The sequence below is a fragment of the Candidatus Poriferisodalis sp. genome, from assembly GCF_965219595.1.
In the GTDB taxonomy this organism is placed as follows: Bacteria; Actinomycetota; Acidimicrobiia; order Acidimicrobiales; family Poriferisodalaceae; genus Poriferisodalis.
Map to the genome: position 1 here is coordinate 739,453 of NZ_OZ244781.1, position 18,782 is coordinate 758,234.

18 protein-coding genes are annotated in these 18,782 nt (G+C 68.7%); 10 read left to right on the plus strand and 8 right to left on the minus strand.

Annotated elements, in window-relative coordinates; translation table 11 throughout:
- The first annotated feature begins 58 nt into the window (after positions 1–58).
- On the plus strand, positions 59–1,669 hold the full coding sequence (locus tag ACOQPE_RS03000; protein WP_420610441.1) for an ABC transporter permease: 1,611 nt from the start codon (positions 59–61) through the stop codon (positions 1,667–1,669).
- Positions 1,670–1,683: 14 nt separating this feature from the next.
- On the opposite strand, the gene ACOQPE_RS03005 is transcribed toward ACOQPE_RS03000, so the two are convergent.
- The 5 genes from ACOQPE_RS03005 to ACOQPE_RS03025 form a co-directional block, all read right to left on the minus strand.
- Positions 1,684–3,216, minus strand: coding sequence for a class I adenylate-forming enzyme family protein (locus tag ACOQPE_RS03005; protein ID WP_420610442.1), 1,533 nt, complete (start codon positions 3,214–3,216; stop codon positions 1,684–1,686).
- Positions 3,213–4,016 (minus strand): enoyl-CoA hydratase/isomerase family protein, encoded by an 804-nt coding sequence (locus tag ACOQPE_RS03010; RefSeq protein WP_420610443.1) that lies wholly within the window; start codon positions 4,014–4,016, stop codon positions 3,213–3,215. The genes ACOQPE_RS03005 and ACOQPE_RS03010 overlap by 4 nt, the downstream gene beginning before the upstream one ends.
- On the minus strand, positions 4,013–4,477 hold the full coding sequence (locus ACOQPE_RS03015) for a MaoC/PaaZ C-terminal domain-containing protein (protein WP_420610444.1): 465 nt from the start codon (positions 4,475–4,477) through the stop codon (positions 4,013–4,015). The genes ACOQPE_RS03010 and ACOQPE_RS03015 overlap by 4 nt, the downstream gene beginning before the upstream one ends.
- Positions 4,478–4,565: 88 nt before the next feature.
- Positions 4,566–5,645 (minus strand): diiron oxygenase, encoded by a 1,080-nt coding sequence (locus ACOQPE_RS03020; RefSeq protein ID WP_420610445.1) that lies wholly within the window; start codon positions 5,643–5,645, stop codon positions 4,566–4,568.
- The gene (locus tag ACOQPE_RS03025; RefSeq protein WP_420610446.1) at positions 5,642–6,415 is read right to left on the minus strand and encodes an EthD domain-containing protein; all 774 of its coding nucleotides are present in this window, start codon (positions 6,413–6,415) and stop codon (positions 5,642–5,644) included. The genes ACOQPE_RS03020 and ACOQPE_RS03025 overlap by 4 nt, the downstream gene beginning before the upstream one ends.
- Before the next feature lie 136 nt (positions 6,416–6,551).
- Here ACOQPE_RS03025 and ACOQPE_RS03030 point away from each other — a divergent pair, with 136 nt between their 5' ends.
- A complete protein-coding gene (locus ACOQPE_RS03030) occupies positions 6,552–7,727 on the plus strand; it encodes an amidohydrolase family protein (RefSeq protein ID WP_420610447.1) in 1,176 nt (391 codons plus the stop codon).
- A gap of 49 nt (positions 7,728–7,776) precedes the next feature.
- Here the strand turns inward: ACOQPE_RS03030 and ACOQPE_RS03035 are convergent, their stop codons facing one another.
- A complete protein-coding gene (locus ACOQPE_RS03035) occupies positions 7,777–9,012 on the minus strand; it encodes an acyl-CoA dehydrogenase family protein (RefSeq protein WP_420610448.1) in 1,236 nt (411 codons plus the stop codon).
- Between the two features lie 114 nt (positions 9,013–9,126).
- Between ACOQPE_RS03035 and ACOQPE_RS03040 the strand changes: the two genes are divergently transcribed.
- The 8 genes from ACOQPE_RS03040 to ACOQPE_RS03075 all read left to right on the plus strand — a co-directional run bounded on the left by ACOQPE_RS03040 (position 9,127) and on the right by ACOQPE_RS03075 (position 15,716).
- Positions 9,127–9,915, plus strand: coding sequence for a short-chain dehydrogenase/reductase (locus tag ACOQPE_RS03040; protein WP_420610449.1), 789 nt, complete (start codon positions 9,127–9,129; stop codon positions 9,913–9,915).
- 78 nt (positions 9,916–9,993) lie between these two features.
- Positions 9,994–11,412 carry an amidase gene (locus tag ACOQPE_RS03045; protein WP_420610450.1) on the plus strand — a complete coding sequence of 473 codons (1,419 nt, stop codon included), beginning with the start codon at positions 9,994–9,996 and terminating at the stop codon, positions 11,410–11,412.
- Between the two features lie 14 nt (positions 11,413–11,426).
- Entirely contained in the window at positions 11,427–11,888 is a 462-nt protein-coding gene (locus ACOQPE_RS03050) for a cupin domain-containing protein (RefSeq protein WP_420610451.1), read from the plus strand.
- Entirely contained in the window at positions 11,881–12,681 is an 801-nt protein-coding gene (locus ACOQPE_RS03055; RefSeq protein WP_420610452.1) for an SDR family NAD(P)-dependent oxidoreductase, read from the plus strand. The genes ACOQPE_RS03050 and ACOQPE_RS03055 overlap by 8 nt, the downstream gene beginning before the upstream one ends.
- A 269-nt stretch (positions 12,682–12,950) precedes the next feature.
- Positions 12,951–13,700: a RidA family protein gene (locus tag ACOQPE_RS03060; RefSeq protein ID WP_420610453.1), complete on the plus strand. Its 750-nt coding sequence runs from the start codon at positions 12,951–12,953 to the stop codon at positions 13,698–13,700.
- 86 nt (positions 13,701–13,786) lie between these two features.
- The gene (locus ACOQPE_RS03065) at positions 13,787–14,428 is read left to right on the plus strand and encodes a TetR/AcrR family transcriptional regulator (RefSeq protein ID WP_420610454.1); all 642 of its coding nucleotides are present in this window, start codon (positions 13,787–13,789) and stop codon (positions 14,426–14,428) included.
- A gap of 60 nt (positions 14,429–14,488) precedes the next feature.
- Positions 14,489–15,253 carry an inositol monophosphatase family protein gene (locus ACOQPE_RS03070; protein WP_420610455.1) on the plus strand — a complete coding sequence of 255 codons (765 nt, stop codon included), beginning with the start codon at positions 14,489–14,491 and terminating at the stop codon, positions 15,251–15,253.
- 91 nt (positions 15,254–15,344) lie between these two features.
- The gene (locus ACOQPE_RS03075; protein ID WP_420610456.1) at positions 15,345–15,716 is read left to right on the plus strand and encodes a DUF2237 family protein; all 372 of its coding nucleotides are present in this window, start codon (positions 15,345–15,347) and stop codon (positions 15,714–15,716) included.
- 30 nt (positions 15,717–15,746) lie between these two features.
- Here ACOQPE_RS03075 and ACOQPE_RS03080 read toward each other — a convergent pair whose 3' ends face one another.
- Both ACOQPE_RS03080 and ACOQPE_RS03085 read right to left on the minus strand, forming a co-directional pair.
- Positions 15,747–16,952, minus strand: a complete 1,206-nt coding sequence (locus ACOQPE_RS03080; protein WP_420610457.1) for a hypothetical protein — start codon at positions 16,950–16,952, stop codon at positions 15,747–15,749.
- Between the two features lie 200 nt (positions 16,953–17,152).
- The gene (locus tag ACOQPE_RS03085) at positions 17,153–18,709 is read right to left on the minus strand and encodes a hypothetical protein (RefSeq protein ID WP_420610458.1); all 1,557 of its coding nucleotides are present in this window, start codon (positions 18,707–18,709) and stop codon (positions 17,153–17,155) included.
- Between the last annotated feature and the right edge of the window lie 73 nt (positions 18,710–18,782).

Genomic DNA, 18,782 nt, shown 5'->3' on the forward strand with positions numbered 1-18,782 from the left:
CGGGCCGCTCGGGCCACGGCTTCGCCATACGGCTCAGCCTCTCAGCCGGAGCGGCGCGATGATCCAGGCACTCCGGCGGCGACGCAGCCGCGCCCCTGCTGCACTGCGCATCGCCGGGGTGGTGCTGGCGTTCGGGTTCGCCTTCCCCGGTGTGTACCTGGTGTACCGGGCGCTGCGCGACGGCACCGGTCCCGAGGGGCTGCTGTGGAGCGCCCGGACCCTCGGCCCGCTGTGGCGATCGCTGCGCCTGGCGGTGTCGGTGTCGGCGAGCGCGCTGGTGCTCGGCACCGGTTTGGCGTGGCTCACCATGCGGACCGACCTGCCGCTGCGCAAGCTGTGGCGGGTCCTGCTGCCGCTGCCGCTCGTGTATCCGACGTTCGTGGGCGCGGCTGCGTTCATCCGCGCGCTCAATCCGGGCGGGCTGGCCAATGACCTGCTCAGCAGCGTCGGCATCGATTCGGTGCCCGAACTGCGGGGCTTCTGGGGCGCATGGTTCGTGCTGGTGCTGATGACCTATCCCTACGTGTACCTGCCGGTGGCGGCACGGCTGCGGCACCTTCCCGGCAGCCTCGAGGAGAGCGCCCGGCTGCTCGGCGACAGCGCGTTTGCCGTGTTCCGCCGCATCTGCCTGCCGCACGCCGGCACCGCCATCGGCGCAGGGACGCTGCTGGTGTTCCTGTACACGCTGAGCGACTTCGGCGCTGTGCAGCTCATGCGGTACGACACGCTGACACGAGCCATTGCCACGAACTACCTGGCCAACCCGCCTGTCGCCCTGGCCCTCAGCCTGATGCTGCTGGTGCTCGCAGCAATCGTGGTGCTGGCCGAGCGCTGGTTCTCGCGCCGCCTGCCCGACGCGATGTCGGCCAAGAGCGATCGGCCGCTCGACTACCGGCTCGGACGCTGGCGGCCGTGGGCCACCGCAGCGGTGGCAGTGACGGTCTTCGCGAGCGTCATCGCACCCTTCATCGCCCTGGCCGACTGGGCGCAGCGCGGCCTGTTCCGCTCGCTGACCGGCGACCGCGCGCTCACCGTCGACTACTCCTCCATCGCGGAGTCCACGTTCAACACCGTGTGGGTGAGCGTCGTAGCGGCCGTGGTGTCGGTGGCGGCGGTGCTGCCGATCGCCCTGCTGGTGGGGCGCTACCGATCCCGGACCGGGTCGCTCGCGCACGCCGTGGTCATCAGCACGTTCGCGCTTCCTGGGCTGCTCATTGCCCTGTCGATGCGCTTTTGGACGCTGCGCACCGACCTGGTGCTCGATCTGCTGGGCGACACTGCGGCGCTGCTGATCTTCGCCTACATCGTGCGCTTCGGCTCGCTCGCGATGGGCATCAGCGTGGTCGCTGTGCGCAGCGTGCCCGAGCGCCTGCACGACTCGGCCCGTCTCCTCGGCGCCGGTCCCCTGCGACGTTTCCTGACGGTGGACATGCCGGTCATGGGCCCTGCGCTCGGAGCTGGCGCGGGACTGGTGCTGCTGTCGGTGATGAAGGAGCTGCCGATCAGCCTGTTCGTGTCGCCGCTCGGCTTCTCGACGCTGACCACCCGGATCTACGGATCCTTCGAGGATGCCTTCATTGCCGAGGCCGGGCTGCTGAGCGTCATCTTGGTGGTGCTGTCGTTCGTGCTCACCTGGTTCCTGGTGGTCCGGCGCCAGGAACACGCCTGAGCGCCCGGGGCGCGCTAGGTGGGCCAGTAGTCGGCCTTGTGCTCGCGCTTCAGCACCTTGCCGGTCGGGCCCTTCAGCAATTCGCTGCGGAGTTCGACCGTCTTGGGCACCTTGAACGTGGCCAGCGTCTCGCGGCTGAAATCGATGAGCTCTTCGGGGGTGGTTCCCCCGCCGTCACGCAGCACCACAAGCGCGTGCACTGCCTCGCCCCAGCGGTCGTCGGGCACACCGAACACGCACACGTCCGCCACGGCGGGGTGCTCGGCGAGGGCGTTCTCCACCTCGACGGGATACACGTTGTACCCGCCGGTGATGATCATGAACTGCTTGCGGTCCACGAGGTACGCGTAGCCCTCGCTGTCGACGTAGCCCAGGTCGCCCGTGTGCAGCCAGCCGTCTTGCAAGGTCTCGGCGGTCTGTTCGGGCGCATCCAGATAGCCCGCCATGACCGAGGCGCTGCGCACACGGATCTCGCCCTGCTCGCCCGGCGCGAGCGCCTCGCCGCTGGTCCCGGCGGTCTCCAATTCGACGTGATGCATGGGCCGACCGCACGAGCGCAGCAGGTGCTCATCGCCCGCCATCGCCCGCAGGTGATCGGCGTGGGACAGGCGAGTGAACCAGCCGCCCGCCCCCTCAGTCGAGCCGTACCACTGCTCGATCTCGGTGTCGGCGAAGGTGGCCAGGGTGCGCCGGATCATCGCCGGCGTGGTCGGGGCCGACCCGTACACCACCTTGCGCAGGCTCGAGCAGTCGGCGGGCGCCGCCTCCTGGGCGTCGAGCACCGCTCCGAGCATCGTCGGCACCCACACCGTCGCGGTCACGCTGTGCTGGGAGATGGCGTCGAGGCAGTCAGCGGGCGTGAACGCCGGCAGCACGACGTTGGTCCAGCCCAGCACCACGTGCCAGATGCCCAGCAGCCCCGGAACGCCGGCGCCCGGCAGGCAGTGCAGCCAGATGTCGTCGGGTCGCATCTCGGCGTCCATCGCCGTGTGCGCCAGCGCGTGGGTGACGTTGCGATGGGTCCACAGGGCCCCCTTGGGGGCACCGGTCGACCCGGTCGTGTAGCAGATGGTGGACAGGTCGGCCTCGGTCACCTCGACGGTCGGCAATCCGCCGGGCTGGCCGGCGTCGATCAACGCGGTCAGCTCGCCGTAGTCGGCAGCAGCGTCGCCGCAGTTGATGAACCCGGGCGAGCTCTGCGCTACCAGCGGAGCGAAGTCGTCGCTGCACAGCCCGTAGCCCACCCCGCTGTGCGCCAGCAGCGTGTCGATCTCGGCCGGCGAGTACCGGTAGTTCAGCCCGACCCGCACCGCGCCCAGCCGAGCCAACGCGAAGATGGCCTCGTTGTGGAGCGGCCCGTCGGCAAACAGGGTGGCGACCCGGTCGCCCGCCGCCACGCCCGCTTCGGCCAGCCCGCCGGCCAGCCGCTCCGCCCGCTCGGCAACCTCCGCCCAGGTGAACTGCAGCCCCTCGGCGGGATAGATGTAGGCCAGGTCGTCGGGCCGCCGCCGTGCGGTGCGGCGCAGCAGGTCCCACGTGGTGCTCATCGGCCGCTGAAGCGGGGCGGCCGCTTCTCAGCGAACGCAGCCAAGCCCTCGCGGTAGTCGTCGGTGGTCACCAGCTCGGCCTGCAGCCGCGCCTCGGCCTCGTTCACGTCGGCCCAGGTCATGCCGAGGGCCTGGCGCAGCAGGGCTTTCTGGCGGCGGAACGCCAGCGTGGGCCCCGCCGCGATGCGCCGGGCGAGCGCCGAGGCCACCGCCAGCAGCCGGCTGCCGGCCACCGAGCGGTTCACCAGACCCCACTCGGCCGCCTGCGGGCCCCGGATGATGTCGGCGGTGTAGATCATCTCCATCGCCCGCCCCATGCCGACCAGCCGGGGCAGGTGGTAGTGGCCGCCCGAGTCGAGTGCCACGCCCAGGTTCGCGAACGGCGAGCTGAAGCGGGCATTGTCAGCCGCGATCACCACGTCGCAGTTCAGCGCGAGGCCGAGGCCAACCCCCATCGCAGCGCCGTTCACCGCCGCCACGCTCGGCTTGGGGAACTCCCAGAGCTGTTCGAGGACCGGGGTGATCGTCTGCGAGATGATGGCGTAGGCGTCCTCGCCGGGCTCGGCTTCGGACAGATCCCGGCCCGAGCAGAATGCCCGGCCCGCTCCGGTCATCAGCAAACAGCGCACGCCGTCGTCGGCTTCCGCGGCCTCGAACGCCGTCGACAGCTCGGCCAGCATCGCCTGGTTGGCAGCGTTCATGGCCCGAGGCCGGTTCAGGGTGATGGTGCGGACGCCGCTCTCGTCGTTGACGGCCAGCGTCTCGAAGGCGGGCTGGCCGCCCGTGTTCTCGGGGCTCATCGTGGATCATCCTCGGGGCGGGTCAGGGCGAACAGGGCCAAGTTCACGCAGGTGAGCACGAGCGTGCCGTTCTGGTTGAGCACCCGCCACTCGATGTGGGCCAGCCCGCCCACCTCGCGTTCTTCCTTCTCGATGATCTCGAGCTCGACGTGGATGGTGTCGCCGATGAACGTCGGCACCGGGAAGCGCAGGCGGTCCATGCCGTAGTTGGCGATCACGCTGCGGGTGTCGGCCGGCAGCAGCAGGCCGCCGGCGATTGCCTGCACCATCAGCCCGGGAGCGATGCGCTGGCCGAACATCGACTCCGCCGAGGTGACGACATCGGAGTGCAGCAAGAACCAGTCGCCGGTGAACATGCACCAGTTGACGACATCGGTCTCGGTGATGGTCCGCGCCCGGGTGACTTGCGTGTCACCCACCTCGATCTCGTCGAAGTAGCGCATCAGCAGCGGTTCTGCCATGGTCCCCTCCCGGTCAGTTGTCGAGTCGGCCGGCGTGTGGCCCCTCAGCTTCGCCCGCGACGCCGGGTGCGTGCACGGCTGACGCCCGCTACAGCGCCGCGACCACGACATCGTCGGGCGACACAGCGATCTCGTCGCCGTCGATCCCCAGCGCCGGGATGGCCGGGAAGTCGAGGCCGACCTCGTCCACGATCGACTTCACCCGCAGGAACGCGCCCCGCCACAGATCGGTGCGCTGATCAGGGTCGGGCACAGCAAGGCCCGCCCGACGTGCGAGGTCTTCGAGGCGGTGGTGCCAGTCCACCCAGCCGCTCGGCAGGTGGCCCCAGAACTGCTCGTTCGGCTCGTCCATGAAGACCGAGAAGTAGGCGTGCGAGCCCACGAGGTTCCGCAGCACCGCCGCCTGTTCGTCCGGGTCGATGTTGGGCAGGTAGCGGCGCATGAGGTGCGTGGCGAGGCTGAAGTGGCGCGATTCGTCACGGGCCACCAGCCGCATCAGCGAGCGCAGCACCGGGTGCGACGAGTCTTGTGCGAGCTGGCCGAACATGAACGTGCCCGCTGCCTCGCCGGCGGCGAACGCAGAGACGATGGTGCCGAAGCGGTAGCGCTCATGCGCCGACTGGTAGCCCCGCCAGTAGCGATTGATCTGCGACTGGACCCACGCGATGTTGCGCATGGCTGCACGCTCGAGCTCGTTCGCCGGTGTCATCGCCTCGCCGAAGGTCGGGTGCATAGCCCGGCACACCCGCATCGCCATCTCGTCGTGATGGTTCTCGTCGCGTGTCACCGTCACCAGCATCCGCCGGACGGCGTCGTGTTCGCGGGCCTCGAAGGCAGCGATCAGCGCCCGCGCGAAGGTGAGCACACCGGCGGCTTCGAAGCTGCCGTGCATGGCAAACCAGTAGGCGAGGCCCAGGCGCTCGTCGGGCGAGAGATCGTCGGGCGCGAGCGCCGCCCAGTCCACCTCGCCGGCCAGGCTGTAATGGTCGCGCTCGGCCCGTTCGTAGGTGCCCCACAGGCGCTGCGGGCCGCGGTCCCAGCTCAGCGGCATGATGCGCGGGCCGTCGTCGTCGAGCGCTGGCGGCCATGCCTCTGCGTCGGATGCGGCCAGGGCGGCCCAGTCGGCCGCCGCCGCCTCGCTCACGCCGTCGGCCGGCGGTGAGCTCACCGGTGGTCGACCATCACGTGTTCTTTGGCCAGGAACATCACTGAGCGGCCGAAGTCGATGAAGTTGGCCTCGTCTTCGTAGGCCCGGCGCGATGCCGCCCGGTTCTCCGGGATCGCGTTGCCCATGGCGCTGCGGTCCATCCAGACCTCGGCGTGGCCCGTGTAGGGCTCCACCTTCGATCCTCGTGAGCGGTTGACCGCCGAGGTGAACGAGTGCTCGTCGGCGTGCACCTGCTGGTAGCGCAGGATGCCCGACGACTGGGCCTGCCGCCGGATGATCGGCCCGTGGTGGGTGCGCCAGTACCGCTGCGCCTCGTCGATGCTGAGCGACGGCAGGTGGCGGAAGCTGAAGTACAGCTTGACCAGGCTGGACCGCTCGGTGGCCACGATGTTCTCGGGCGTCGGGTTCACCTGCGGATACTCGTAGCAGTAGTACGCCGAGGAGTTCTCGATGTCGGCGAAGTTGAGCTCGTCTTCCACCAGCACCCGGTCGAACTCGCGGCCGGCGTCGGTCTGCATGGCGGCAAGCATCGCCGCACGCGATTCCCACCACACCTCGGCAACCCCGTCGTAGGGCTCTTCCATCTCGCCGCGCCGGCCCGGCAGGCGGCTGTGGTCGTCGCTGGTGGTGTGCACCTGCACGTAGCGCAGGAACTTGGCAGTGGCCGAGTGCGATACCACCAGCGGGCCGTGCACGTTCAGCCAGTAGTCCTGCATCTCGGCCCGGGTCATGCCCTTCTTGCGCCGCAGCAAGAACGTGAGTCGCAGCATGGTCCGCCTCCTTGGGTGCGTGCAGCGAGCTTCGCGCAGATCCGGCTGCTGAGCAGACGGCCAGCCCGGAACTGCTGCGCGGGTGACTGGTAGTTTCGAATCCGGTGCCGACAGGCACCGAGAGGGGGCGCACACCATGCCGATCACCGAGTTCTTTCCCGGGATCAAGATCGTCGACTCCGACACCCACTGGACCGAGCCGCACGACCTGTGGACCAGCCTCGCCCCGGCGAAGTACCGCGACCTGGTGCCCCAGATCCGCGAGCACGACGGCAAGCGCAAGTGGGTGGTGAACGGCGACATCCCAATCGCGGGCGACTCGGCGGTGTCGGCGATCCTGCCCGACGGCGAGAAGATGCTCGGGCTGAAGTTCCTCAAGCACGACATCGAGATGGTGCACGCCGCTTCGTACGACTGCGACGCCCGCCTCGAGCTGATGGACGCCATGGGCGTGAGCCACGGCATCGTGTACCCCAACGTGGGCGGCTTCGGAAATCAGAACTTCCTCAAGGTGGAGGACCGGGCGCTGCGCATCGCCTGCGTGGAGATCTACAACGACTGGATGGCCGACCTGCAGGCCCGCTCGGGCGGCCGCATCCTGCCGATGGCGCTGGTGCCGTGGTGGGACATCGACGCCAGCGTGCTGGAGGTCGACCGGGCGCACCGCAACGGCGCCAAGGGCATCGTGATGTGCTCGAACCCGCACGACTCGGGCATGCCCAACTTCGCCCAGCCCGACTGGCGGCCGTTCTGGGAGATCTGCGAAGCGCTGGAGATGCCGGTCAACTTCCACATCGGCGCGTCGGAGGGCGACATCGACTGGTCGGGCAAGGTGCCCTATGACACCTGGTCGGGCGATGTGAAGATCTCGCTGGGCGGCGCGGCGATCTTCCTGGGCCAGCTTCGCTGGATGGTGAACCTGCTGGTGAGCGACGTGCCCGAGCGCTACCCGAACCTCAACTTCGTGTCGGTGGAGAGCGGCATCGGCTGGATCCCGTTCCTGCTCGACGCGCTCGACTACCAGTGCGGCGAGACGGCGCCCGAGCACTTGGCGCACCTGTCGATGAAGCCGTCTGAGTACTTCCGGCGGCAGTTCTTCGGCTGCTTCTGGTTCGAGTCGCAGACGCTGGCGCCGGCCATCGACCACATCGGCGCCACCCAGATCATGTTCGAGACCGACATTCCGCACCCGACGTGCCTGTACCCGAAGAGCGTCGAGCGGGTGCGTGACGCCATCGGCAACCTCGACGCCGCCACCCAGAAGCGGATCCTGCAGGACAACGCCGCAGAGCTCTACAAGATCGACGTGTAGCTGCGGCGCCGCGCCGTCAGCGAGGCGGGCGTGCGGCCCGTGCCCGGCCTCAGTTGCGGCGGGCGTCTTTGTAGGGGAGGTCCTTGGCGTCGTCGGGCTCCTTGGGCAGGCCCAGGACCCGCTCGCCGATGATGTTGCGCTGGATCTCGTCGGTGCCGCCTGCGATCGACATGGCCGGGGTGGACATCAGGATCTCCGACACGATGCCGTCGGCGTTTGAGCCGGGGCCGACGAGCATGCCCATGGAGCCGGCGATCATGGTGTGGGCGGTGTGGCAGGCCCGTGCGGTCACCGACATGTTCAGCTTGGTGAGCGAGCCCTCGGGGCCGGGCGGCTTGCCGGCGGCACGTGCGTCGCGGGCGCGCTGGGTGGTCCACGACGAGATACGGCGCAGCGTCTCGACCCGGGCGATCTGCTGGCGGATCACCGGGTCGCTGACCCGGCCGGTGCGCTGCGCTTCAGGCACGACAAGATTGGCCCGACCGGCGCGCTGCGGGTACCACTTGTAGGTGGCGAAGTACTCGTCGCTCTCCTGCTTGGCTCGCTCGACTGTCGGGCCGCCGTCAGCCGGGTAGCGGGGACGGCGTGTGGCCACCGCCGCCCGTTCGTGGGTCAGCGTGGTGAGGCCGATGCGCCAGCCGTCGCCGGGGTTGCCGACCAGTTCGTCGCCGGGCACCCGGGCATCTTCGAAGAACACCTCGTTGAACGTGGCGTGGCCGTTCATCTGGCGCAGCGGGCGCACCTCCACGCCGGGCTGTTCCATGGGGATCAGGAAGTACGAGATGCCCTGGTGCTTGGGCACATCCCAGTTGGTGCGCGCCATCAAAATGCCGAACCGGGCCTTGTGCGCGCCCGAGTTCCAGACCTTCTGGCCGTTGACAATCCACTCGTCGCCGTCACGGTCGGCCCGGGTCACCAGCCCCGCCAGGTCCGAGCCGTTGGTGGGCTCGGAGAAGAGCTGGCACCACTTGTGCTCGCCGGTCAGGATCGGGCGCAGGTGACGCCGCTTCTGGTCGTCGTCGGCGTGGGCGAGCAGTGTCGGCGCCACGAGATACATGCTCACGCCCGCCGCCACGCCCACCGCTCCGACCGCGTCGAACTCACGGGCCACCACAGCGTCCATCGACGGCGGCAGACCTCGCCCGTGCCATTCCGTCGGCCATGACGGCGTGCCCCAGCCGGTCTCGGCCAGCAGGTTGCGCCATTCGATCAGCGGCCGCTCACGGTGCCAATGCTCTTCCAGCCACGTCCGGGCTTCGTCGCGGACCTCGTCAACGCTGGCCATGCGCGCAGCGTAGAACCACCGCGCCAACCCCGCCCGAACGCCGCCACCGCCCGACCCGGCAGCCGCCGCTCGCCAACACAGCATCCGTCGAAGGCCCGGGGTTACGTTGAGCCGATGGATTTGGGGCTGACGGGCAGGCGTGCCGTGATCACGGGCGCATCGAAGGGCATCGGGCTGGGGTGCGCACTGGCGCTGGCCCGCGAAGGCTGCGAGGTGGCGTTGGCCGCACGGTCGGCGGACGTGCTGGCCCGGGCCGCCGACGAGGTGCGGGAGGCGGCCCCCGGGGCGGCCGTGACGACCCATGCCGTCGATCTGTCGACGGTTGATGGCCGACGAACGTTGCTCGCCGAGACCGGCTGCGACGGCGACGGGGCCGGCTTGGTCGACATCTGGGTGAACAACGCCGGAGCGATTCCCGCTGGCGACATCGTGACGGTCGACGACGAGACATGGCGCGATGCCTGGGACCTGAAGGTCTTCGGCTACATCGACCTGTGCCGGGCCGTCCTCCCGCTGATGACGGCCCGCGGCAGCGGGGTGATCGTCAATGTGATCGGCGTGGCGTCGCTGCGACCGCAACCGAACTACATCGCCGGCGGCGTGGGCAACAGCGGCCTGATCGCCATGACCGCTGCGCTCGGCAGCCGCAGCCTGCGTGACGGCGTGCGCGTGGTTGCCGTCAACCCGGGGCTGATCATCACTGATCGGATGGGCGACATGCTCCGCCGCCAAGCAATCGACGAACTGGGCGACGAGTCGCGCTGGGAGGAGCTGATCCCCGCCGACCCGGCGCCGGGCACCGTAGAACAGGTGGCCGACGTGGTGGCTTTCCTCGCATCGGACCGGGCGAGCCACGTCAGCGGAACCTCGGTCACGATCGACGGCGGCGCATCCGCCCGCTGAGAGGCTGAGCCAGCGGGGTCTCGGTGGCTCGCTAGTGTCCCGCGGCGAGGGGAACTGACGAGCGCAGCGGAGGCAGCCATGGACGTGCCCGACTTTCGGACGGTGACGGTGGAGGCGCTGGCGGCGATGGTGCGCGACCGGGCGCTGAGCGCTGCTGCGGTGACCGAGCATGCACTCGAGCGGATCGAGGTGCTGAACCCGCAGCTCAATGCATTTGTGGCGCTCGATGCCGAGAGCGCTCGCTCGCAGGCTGCTGCCATCGACGAGCGGCTCGATGCGGGCGAGGAGGTCGGCCCGCTGGCGGGAATTCCGATCGGGGTCAAGGACCTGGCGGATGCTGCGGGATTCGTCACCACCCGGGGGGCGATGCACTTGCGTGACTCGCCTCCGGTAGCTGCGGATTCCACCGAAGTTGCCCGCATGCGGGCCGCCGGTGCCGTGATCCTGGGCAAGACCAACACGCCCGAGTTCGGCTGCATGGGCGACACCTACAACAACGTCTTCGGCGCCACTTGGAACCCGTGGAACACCGGCCGCTCCCCGGGCGGGTCATCCGGCGGAACCAGTGCCGCGATCGCTTCGGGCATGGTGCCGGTGGGCACGGGCTCTGACGGCGGTGGCTCGATTCGCATCCCGTCGTCGATCTGTGGCATGTCGGGCCTCAAGCCCAGCCACGGGCGCGTGCCCAGCGGGCCGCCGCCACCCGGGTTGCTCGACCTGTCGTGCGTCGGACCGATGGCCCGCCGGATCCGCGATGTGGCGTACTGCCTGGATGCAGTCATCGGTCCCCATCCCTCAGACCTGCGCAGCCTGCCGACGCCAACCGAGTCGTGGCGCGCTGCGCTGGACGATCCTCCCCTGCCCGCGCGGGTGCTGTGGGTGCCGTCGTTCGACGGCGATGCAGTGGACTCGGAGATCCTGGCGAGCTGCGCCGCTGCGGTCGAGCTGCTGGCGGCCGAAGGCGTCGAGGTAGTCGAGATGGGCACGCTCTTCGACACCGTGTCAGCCGCGTTCGTGCCGCTGTTCCTGGGCGGGCTGATCGCGCCTTCGTACAGGCCGCTGCTCGGCACGCCCGCATGGGATGACGTGACCGACCTGCTGGCCGTGGCTCTTGAGGAATCCTTGGAGAACGTGACCGTGGAAGCGATCTCGTCGGCTCGCCAGCAGGCCACCGAGTTGTCCATGCAGCTCGGCGAGGTCATGTCGGGCTTCGACGTGATGCTGCTGCCGACCATGGCGTCGCAGACCCCCGTGGTGGGCGGCGACGGGCTCATTGACGGGGTCGAGACCGAGAACTGGGTGCGCTTCACACCGCTCGCCAATCTCACCCGGCGGCCGGCGGGAACGGTGTGCAGCGGCTTCACCGATGACGGGATGCCGATCGGCCTCGGAGTGCTCGGCCACCAGACCGACGATGTGGGAGTACTGCAGACCCTCGCGGTGCTGGAAGACCTGCTCGGACTGGACCCGATCGCACCCGACATCGACGCCGGCTGAGGCTGGTTGCGCCGGTGGATGCCGACGATGTGATCGAGCTGCTGGGGCTCGAGCCGCTGGCTGGCGAGGGCGGCCAGTGGGCGCAGACCTGGCGAGACGAGCACTCCTCGGCGATCTACTTCCTGCTGCGGCCCGGTGACTTCTCGGCCCTGCATCGGCTGGGCGGCGTCGAGCTGTGGCACCACTACTCGGGCGCTGCAGTCGAGATGTTCTTGCTCGAACCGGACGGCACCGTGCTGCGGCCACGGCTCGGGGCCGACCTGGCGGCTGGCGAGCGCCCGGTAGTGATCGTTGGGGCCGACACGTGGATGGCCGCCGGCACGACCGGCGATTGGTCGCTGGTGGGCACCACCATGGCGCCTCCGTTCGACGAAGCGAGCTTCGAGCTCGGCGACCGGGCGGTGTTGTCGGCCGCATACCCCGAGGCCGCGGACGACATCGCCCGCTTCAGTCGCGAGGATGCAGCCGATGGCTGAGCAGGACGAGTTGTCGGCTGGAGACCATCTGCCGGCGCCGGACGAATTGATCCGGTTGGACGGCCGGGTCATCGTGGTGACCGGTGCTGGCGGCGGCATCGGCAGTGGCATCGCCCGGCGGCTCATCGCCGCGGGTGCGAGCGTGGTGGCGCACACCCGCTCGTCGCCGGTCGATCATCTGGCGGATCTCGATGGAACGCCGGTCGCCTCAGTACAGGCCGACCTGGCTGCGCCCGACAGCCCGCAGCGTGTGGTCGATGCCGCGCTCGAGCACCACGGCCGCCTGGACGGGCTGGTCAACAACGCTGGCATCCAGCCGCTCGTGCACTTCACCGAGCTGAGCGATGCCGAGTGGGCCGAGATGATCGACGTCAACCTGACGGCGGTGCACCGGCTGACCCACGCCGCCGCGAACGCGATGCGCGCACACGGCACCGGCGGGTCGATCGTCCACATCGCCTCGATCGAAGGGCACCAGCCCACCGACCTGCACGGTCACTACGCAACCGCCAAGGCCGGCCTGCTGATGCACGCCCGGGCAGCCGCCGGCGCATACGGCCCCGACGGGATCCGCGTCAACAGCATCTCGCCAGGCTTGATCGACCGGCCCGGCCTCGCCGACGACTGGCCCGAGGGCGTGGCGCGCTGGCACGCGGCGGCACCGCTGGGTCGGCTGGGCACCGCTGCAGACGTCGGCGATGCGTGCGTCTTCCTGTGCTCGGACCTCGCCAGATGGATCACCGGCGTGGATCTGGTGGTCGACGGCGGCGTGCTCACCCGGCCCACATGGTGAGCCCGCGCTCTTGGTTGTCACACCCCCTTGGTGCACTGAGGGAAACACCACGTGCACCTCACGGGCACGCTTCACAGAAGCGGAGAAACCACCATGGACACCTCGACTCAGCCTCGGGCCCGGGCCGGCGACTGGCTGCTCGCCATCGCCGTGGCGCTGGCCGGCTGCCTGCTGGTCCTGAGCTGGACGATGGCCAGCGGCTAGCCGGGCCCGCCCGGTCACCGGGAGCGTTCTGCTAAGTAGAGGCCAGCCTCTACAAGGAGACACGAATGCTCATCGACAATCCCCGAGGCGGCTACCGCTTCCTCACCGGCATCTCACCGTTCTCCAGCGGGGTCGTGGCATCAGACGGCCATGAGGTGGTTCACGCCACACTCGGCGCCCACGTGCCGTGGCGCCAGGGGTTCGAGCTGATCGACGCCCATCTGTCCGCCGTCGGTCGGGAGCGCCCGGCCCTGTGCGCGATCGAGCTGCGCTGCCCCGAGCCGTACTCCATGCCCGGCTTCATCGAGTTCAACGCGGGCTACGTCGAGCTCATCCGCTCATGGGACCTCTACGTCGGGGATCACAATCCGCTGGCCCGCACCAACGTGGCTCCCGCGCATGACCCGCCTGCCGAGCCGGTGCTGCACGCCTTCTCCTACACCGTCGAGGCCGCAGCCGGTACGCCGACGACGTTCGTGGTGTCGGGCGCGGGGGAGATCCCCGAAGCGACGCTCGACGACAACGAGATCGTCCGCAAGGGCGAGACCGACCCCGAGGCCATGCGAGAGAAGGCCGGCCATGTCGTGGCGACGATGGGGTCGCGCCTGGCGGCCATGGGCGCCGGCTGGAGCCAGGTCACCACCACCGACGTGTACACGGTCTTCATGCATGAAGGCCTGCTCGAGGATGCGGTCATCGGCCAGATGGGAGCAGCCACCCGTCACGGCCTGCGCTGGTACCGGTCGCGCCCGCCCGTCATCGATCTCGACTTCGAGATGGACGTCCGCGGGATCCGGCACGAGATCATCGCGTGAAGAAATCCTCACGAGCACGGCTCGAATGAGGGAGCCCGTCGAGGTCGCATCGACCGATCAAGTGCGACGGCTACGCTCGGCAGTCAGTGACAGCGGCACAGGACCCCGGGCCTCCGATCCATGAGGAAACCACCCAACCCAGGCGGAAGTCCGAGCGGGTCACCGAACAACTCTTAGACGCGGCGACAGCGGTGTTCGGCGAACGTGGCTTCGAAGCCGCCACGGTCTCAGAGGTCGCCCGCAGATGCGGCATGACGTCTGGCGCCGTGTATGCGCGCTGGCCCAACAAGCGCGAGCTGTTCCTGACCGTCATCGAGCACACGTCGGCCCAGCGCATGCTGCTGTTGATCAAGCAGGCTGAGGCGGCGGCCGACGACAAGCTCGAAATGCTCGGCGCCAACCTGCTCACCTCGACACGAGACGAGATGCGCAACCTGTGGATCGAGGCATGCGTCAGCGCCAGCCGCGACCCGTCGGTGCATCCCACGGTTGCCGGGTGCATGGAGCTCGAAGCGGGCGATCTCACCGAGATCGTGGAGGACGGCAAGGCAACCGGAGTCATCGACCCGGCGCTGAGCACCGCCGCCATCGTGTTCCTCTGCCAATCGCTCGGCCTCGGCACATACCTGGCGCTGCGGGTCCAGTCCCCCGAGCGGCCCCAGCTGTCCGGCGACGACTGGTCAGCAGTGGTCGACCGGCTCATCACAGCAGTCGCACCCCGCTCCTAGCGCCCGGTCGTACAGCCTGACCGCGCCGCGGTCGGGTGGACGTGGCAAGGTGAGCGGCGCATGACGCCTGTTGAGCTTGAGGCCATCGCTGTTGATGTCGCCCGGGCGGCGGCTGCGTTCCTGCGGGAAGCGGCGGGCACCGGCGAGGCCTTGCGCACGAAGTCCTCCCCGACTGACGTGGTGACGGCGCTGGACATCCAGTCAGAGGAACTCATCCGTGGCGAACTGCTGCGTCGCTGCCCCGGCTCCTCGATCGTGGGCGAGGAGCTAGCTGACCAAGTGGGGCACAGCGGCGTCGGATGGATCGTGGACCCGATCGACGGCACCGTCAACTTCCTGTACGACCTGCCGGTGTTCGCCGTGAGCATCGCTGCCACCCGCGACGGCACGGTCGTGGCGGGTGCTGTTGCCGACGTGCTGCGCGGCGAGGTCTTCTCCGCGGCACGCGGCTCAGGCGCTCGCTTGGACGGCTCGTCCATTGCCGCCGCCGCGTCGGACGGCCTGGCGCAGGCGCTGGTGGCAACCGGCTTCTCGTACCACGCCGAACGGCGTCGCCAGCAGGCGGCGGCGCTGTCGCGTGTGCTTCCCGCCGCCCGCGACGTCCGAGCCTTCGGCTCCGCGGCGCTGCACCTGTGCTGGGTTGCCAACGGTCGCTGCGATGCCTTCTTCGAGCACGATCTCCGCATCTACGACTGGGCCGCCGGCGCGCTGATCGCCGAAGAAGCCGGAGCCCAGGTCGAGCTCCCGAACGAGCTCAACGACGACCTCGTATTCGCCGCCAGCCCGCCTCTCTTCGCCCCACTGCGAGCGCTGATCGTCGGCTGAGCGGTCGATGACGGTCGCACTGCGTCGTCCGTCGGCCACGCAGTCGCGGCCTGAAGCCCGGGTGTGGCGGTGACCTGAGAGACTGGGCGGCGTGGCCCGCAACGTTGTCGGAGGCGAACTGCAGCCGTGCTCGTATGACCCGCTGACGGGCTGGTTTCGGGACGGCTGCTGCAACACCGACTCAGGTGACTTCGGCGTGCACACGGTGTGCGCGGTGATGACGGCGGAGTTCCTGGAGTTCTCCAAGGCGGCCGGCAACGACCTGTCCACTCCGCAGCCGACGGTCGGCTTCGACGGCTTGGTTCCCGGCGACCGCTGGTGCCTGTGCGCGTCCCGCTGGACCGAAGCGTTCGAGGCGGGCAGCGCTCCCCCGGTCGTCCTCGAAGCGACCCACGCCCGCACCCTCGAGTGGGCCTCGTTGAGCCAGCTCGAAGCACACCGCCACACCGGCGACCCCACCTGATCCGACGGCGGCAGCGTCATGCCGCATTGCCTAGAGGTCAGGGTGGGGTTTGAGAGGTGCAGGTGGCATCAGGGCGCCGTTGAGCAGGGCTCGTTCGCCGAGCGGACGCGACAGATCCACCCTGACCGAGGTGGCCGGGGCCCCTTGGCAGGTGGCAACACCCCACACCGGAATCACGGCGAACGCCACCAGCACCTCGTCGTCGGTCTCGATGATCTGCGGCCCTCGCAGCTCGTTGTCGATCTCGCGCCCGTTGGAACAGCCGATGTCTTCTACGAACAGGAAGATGCTGGTGCTGGCGGGCCTGGGCAGCGTGTCGGGATCGAGGTGGACTCTGACGTGGGCGATGCCCGGCGGGAGCGGGACACGCGATTCGCACGGGCGGCCACCGCCCCCATAACCCGACAGCACCCACCGATCGCCGGCCAGGCGGAACGATGCACGACCGGCGATGACATTGCCCTCGACGATGGCGAACGTGGCGCTGTCTTCATCAACGTGCATGACGGACCAGTCGCCGGCAGGAAGCGGCTCGGGGCTGGGCGCTTCGATCTCCGCCCGCAGAGCCTCTACGGCGGCATGATCGACCTCGTCGACTGAGACCGGATCGACAAGCCGGGAATAGCGAACGGTGCCGATGCCGCGGCATTCCACCAGCGGATCCTCGGCATTGACGAGCGGGATGATGTTGAGCGGCCCGCTGGGCGGATCAGGGGGGTAGAAGACTTCGACGCACACCATCGCTGCAGGCACGAGCTCGACGAGCCGGTCCAACGTGATGTCAGGCGGGTCGACGAAACCGATCTCGACCCGGTTGAGAGGCGCCGGGGCTCCGAAACTGCTCAGTCCTTCAAGCTCGGCAACGTTGGCATGAATCACTGCCCGGACTGCGTCGAGCTCGGCGACGGAATTCTCGGCTCGGACGACGTCGAAGGGTGTGCCTTGCGGCAGCAGGGCAGTCAACGCTTCGCGGTGATCCTCAAGGTCATCAGTGAACGCGGCCACAAGCGCCCCGCCGTGTGCCCGGTCGATCCACAGATCAGCGAACGACTCATGCTGGCTGCCGTAGGAGCGGATGATGCCGATCAGCCGGTCAGAAGGGTTCTGAGTACCACTCAAGTTGCCTTCGACCGTGCCCTCGAGCTGAGGAACGTCATCACACGCAAGGAGTGCGTCATCGACGGTGGCAGCGGCCTCGGGCAATGACCCGTTTGACCCTCGAGGCTCGGCCGTCACGGGCGAAGCCAGTGCAGATGCCAGCGTCGATTCCGGGGTACTCGCTGCCCCCGCAGTCGAGACCTGCTCCCCTTGGTCAGCCGAGCCGCATGCCGAGGCGGCGAGGAGCGCAACAGCCCCCACTGTCCACGCACAGGCCCGCAGCCGAGATCGTGCCGCCAGGTCACACTGCCCACTGCCCTGAACGGCGTCGTAGCGAGTCACGGCAGGTCCTCAACCAGCTTGATGTGGACCGCTCCCCAAGTGTGGTCGTAGCTGCACGACGGCGCATCCCGCCCTTTCGCGAATTCGCCTCCGATGGCGCCGACCTGGTCGCCGGAAGCGAACGGACCGTTGCCGAACACCCACAGCTCTCCGGTCTCGGTGTCGTACCGAGCACCCAATCGGGGCAGATGCAACAGATGCCTCTCGGGGGGAGTCGTGGCGCCAGCCCCAGACGGCGGCGCCACGAGCAAGTACGCGCAGGGTGGCTCGAGGGCGAGTGTGCCCACTCGCACGCTGGTATCGACCGACATCGGGCCGTACTCGTACCCGTACAGCATCGACTCGAATTGGGGCGAAGGCACATAGTTGACGGCTTCGGCGGTGGCATCCTCCGCAACGTAGGCAGGCAACGCGTCGCGGATGGTTTGTTCAAGCTCGCTGAGACTCATGGTGTTGCTGTCGTGCTCGACCGCCGACATCGAGGCGTCGCCGTCGGTACCGGGCTCGCGTGGCAGCAGCGGATTCCGCAGACCATCGGGCGCGCCGATCAGCACGCCTTCGACCGAGGTCAGGTAGTAGCCGGTGTCCCACCCCGCGACGACCTTGGCTGCAGTGTCGGCATCGAGACCCTCGATCAGTGCCAACGGGTCGATGCCACGAGACGCGAAGTACGAGTCCTTCGCCTGCAGGAACAGCAGCGCAGGCCGCGTGCTGTCCGTATTGATCCACGTCTCCACGGGCGGGATGCCGCCCTGCCAAACCGACACCTCGATGTTGTCGGCGCGGTGGTGGCGGAACTCGCCCGCGACGACTCGCTCGACACGCACTCCCAAGTTGGCGTACGACAATCCGAGCGGACGCGGAGCATCCTGTGTGTAGTCATCCCGCTTCGGCACGTAGATCGGATCGAAGTCGATGAACGCGACCCGGCCGATAACGACCAACGTCGAATCGCCGGCGATCTCTCCGACTGATTGCGGGTCAGCAGCCCATGGCACCTCGTCGGCGATCAAGCGGCCCCACGCCCCAGCCGTCCAGGCCAGTCGCTCGCTGTTGGAGGAATCGAGCAACTGCTCAAAGCTCAGCGGTCGAGGGATCAGGGTCAAACCGGTCGCGGACCACACGGAGTCGAAGCTGCACTCAGCCGCGTCATCTTCCGGTGAGCCTCCCCCTCCACCGGCGCCGACCTGATCACCAGTGACGAAGGGGCCGTTGTCCCACACCCACATTTCGCCGGTCTCAGCGTCGAAGCGAGTACCCGACCGGGGAAGTTGAAGCAACGCGCGTTCAAGTCTCGGCTCGCCGCTCCCCTCGTAGTAGTTGTTCCCCACGAGGTACACGCACGGAGCCTCAATGACCAAGGTGCCCTCCAGCAACGCCTGATTTGCTCCATCGCCTCGCTCGTATCCCCACATCGACACGAACTGGGCCGGTTCGCCACCAGGAACCCTCGTTGGTTCGGTATCCGGCACGTTGGCCTGCGCATCACTTGAAGAATCGGGCGGGTCTGCCGCAGCGTCGATGTGACTCTGTGGTTCGGATGCTGCAGTCATCCCGGAGTCTTCGGTCGGCTCAGAAGCCGCCTCTTCGGAAGGCGTGCTGCAAGCTGCGGCAGCGAATACCGCA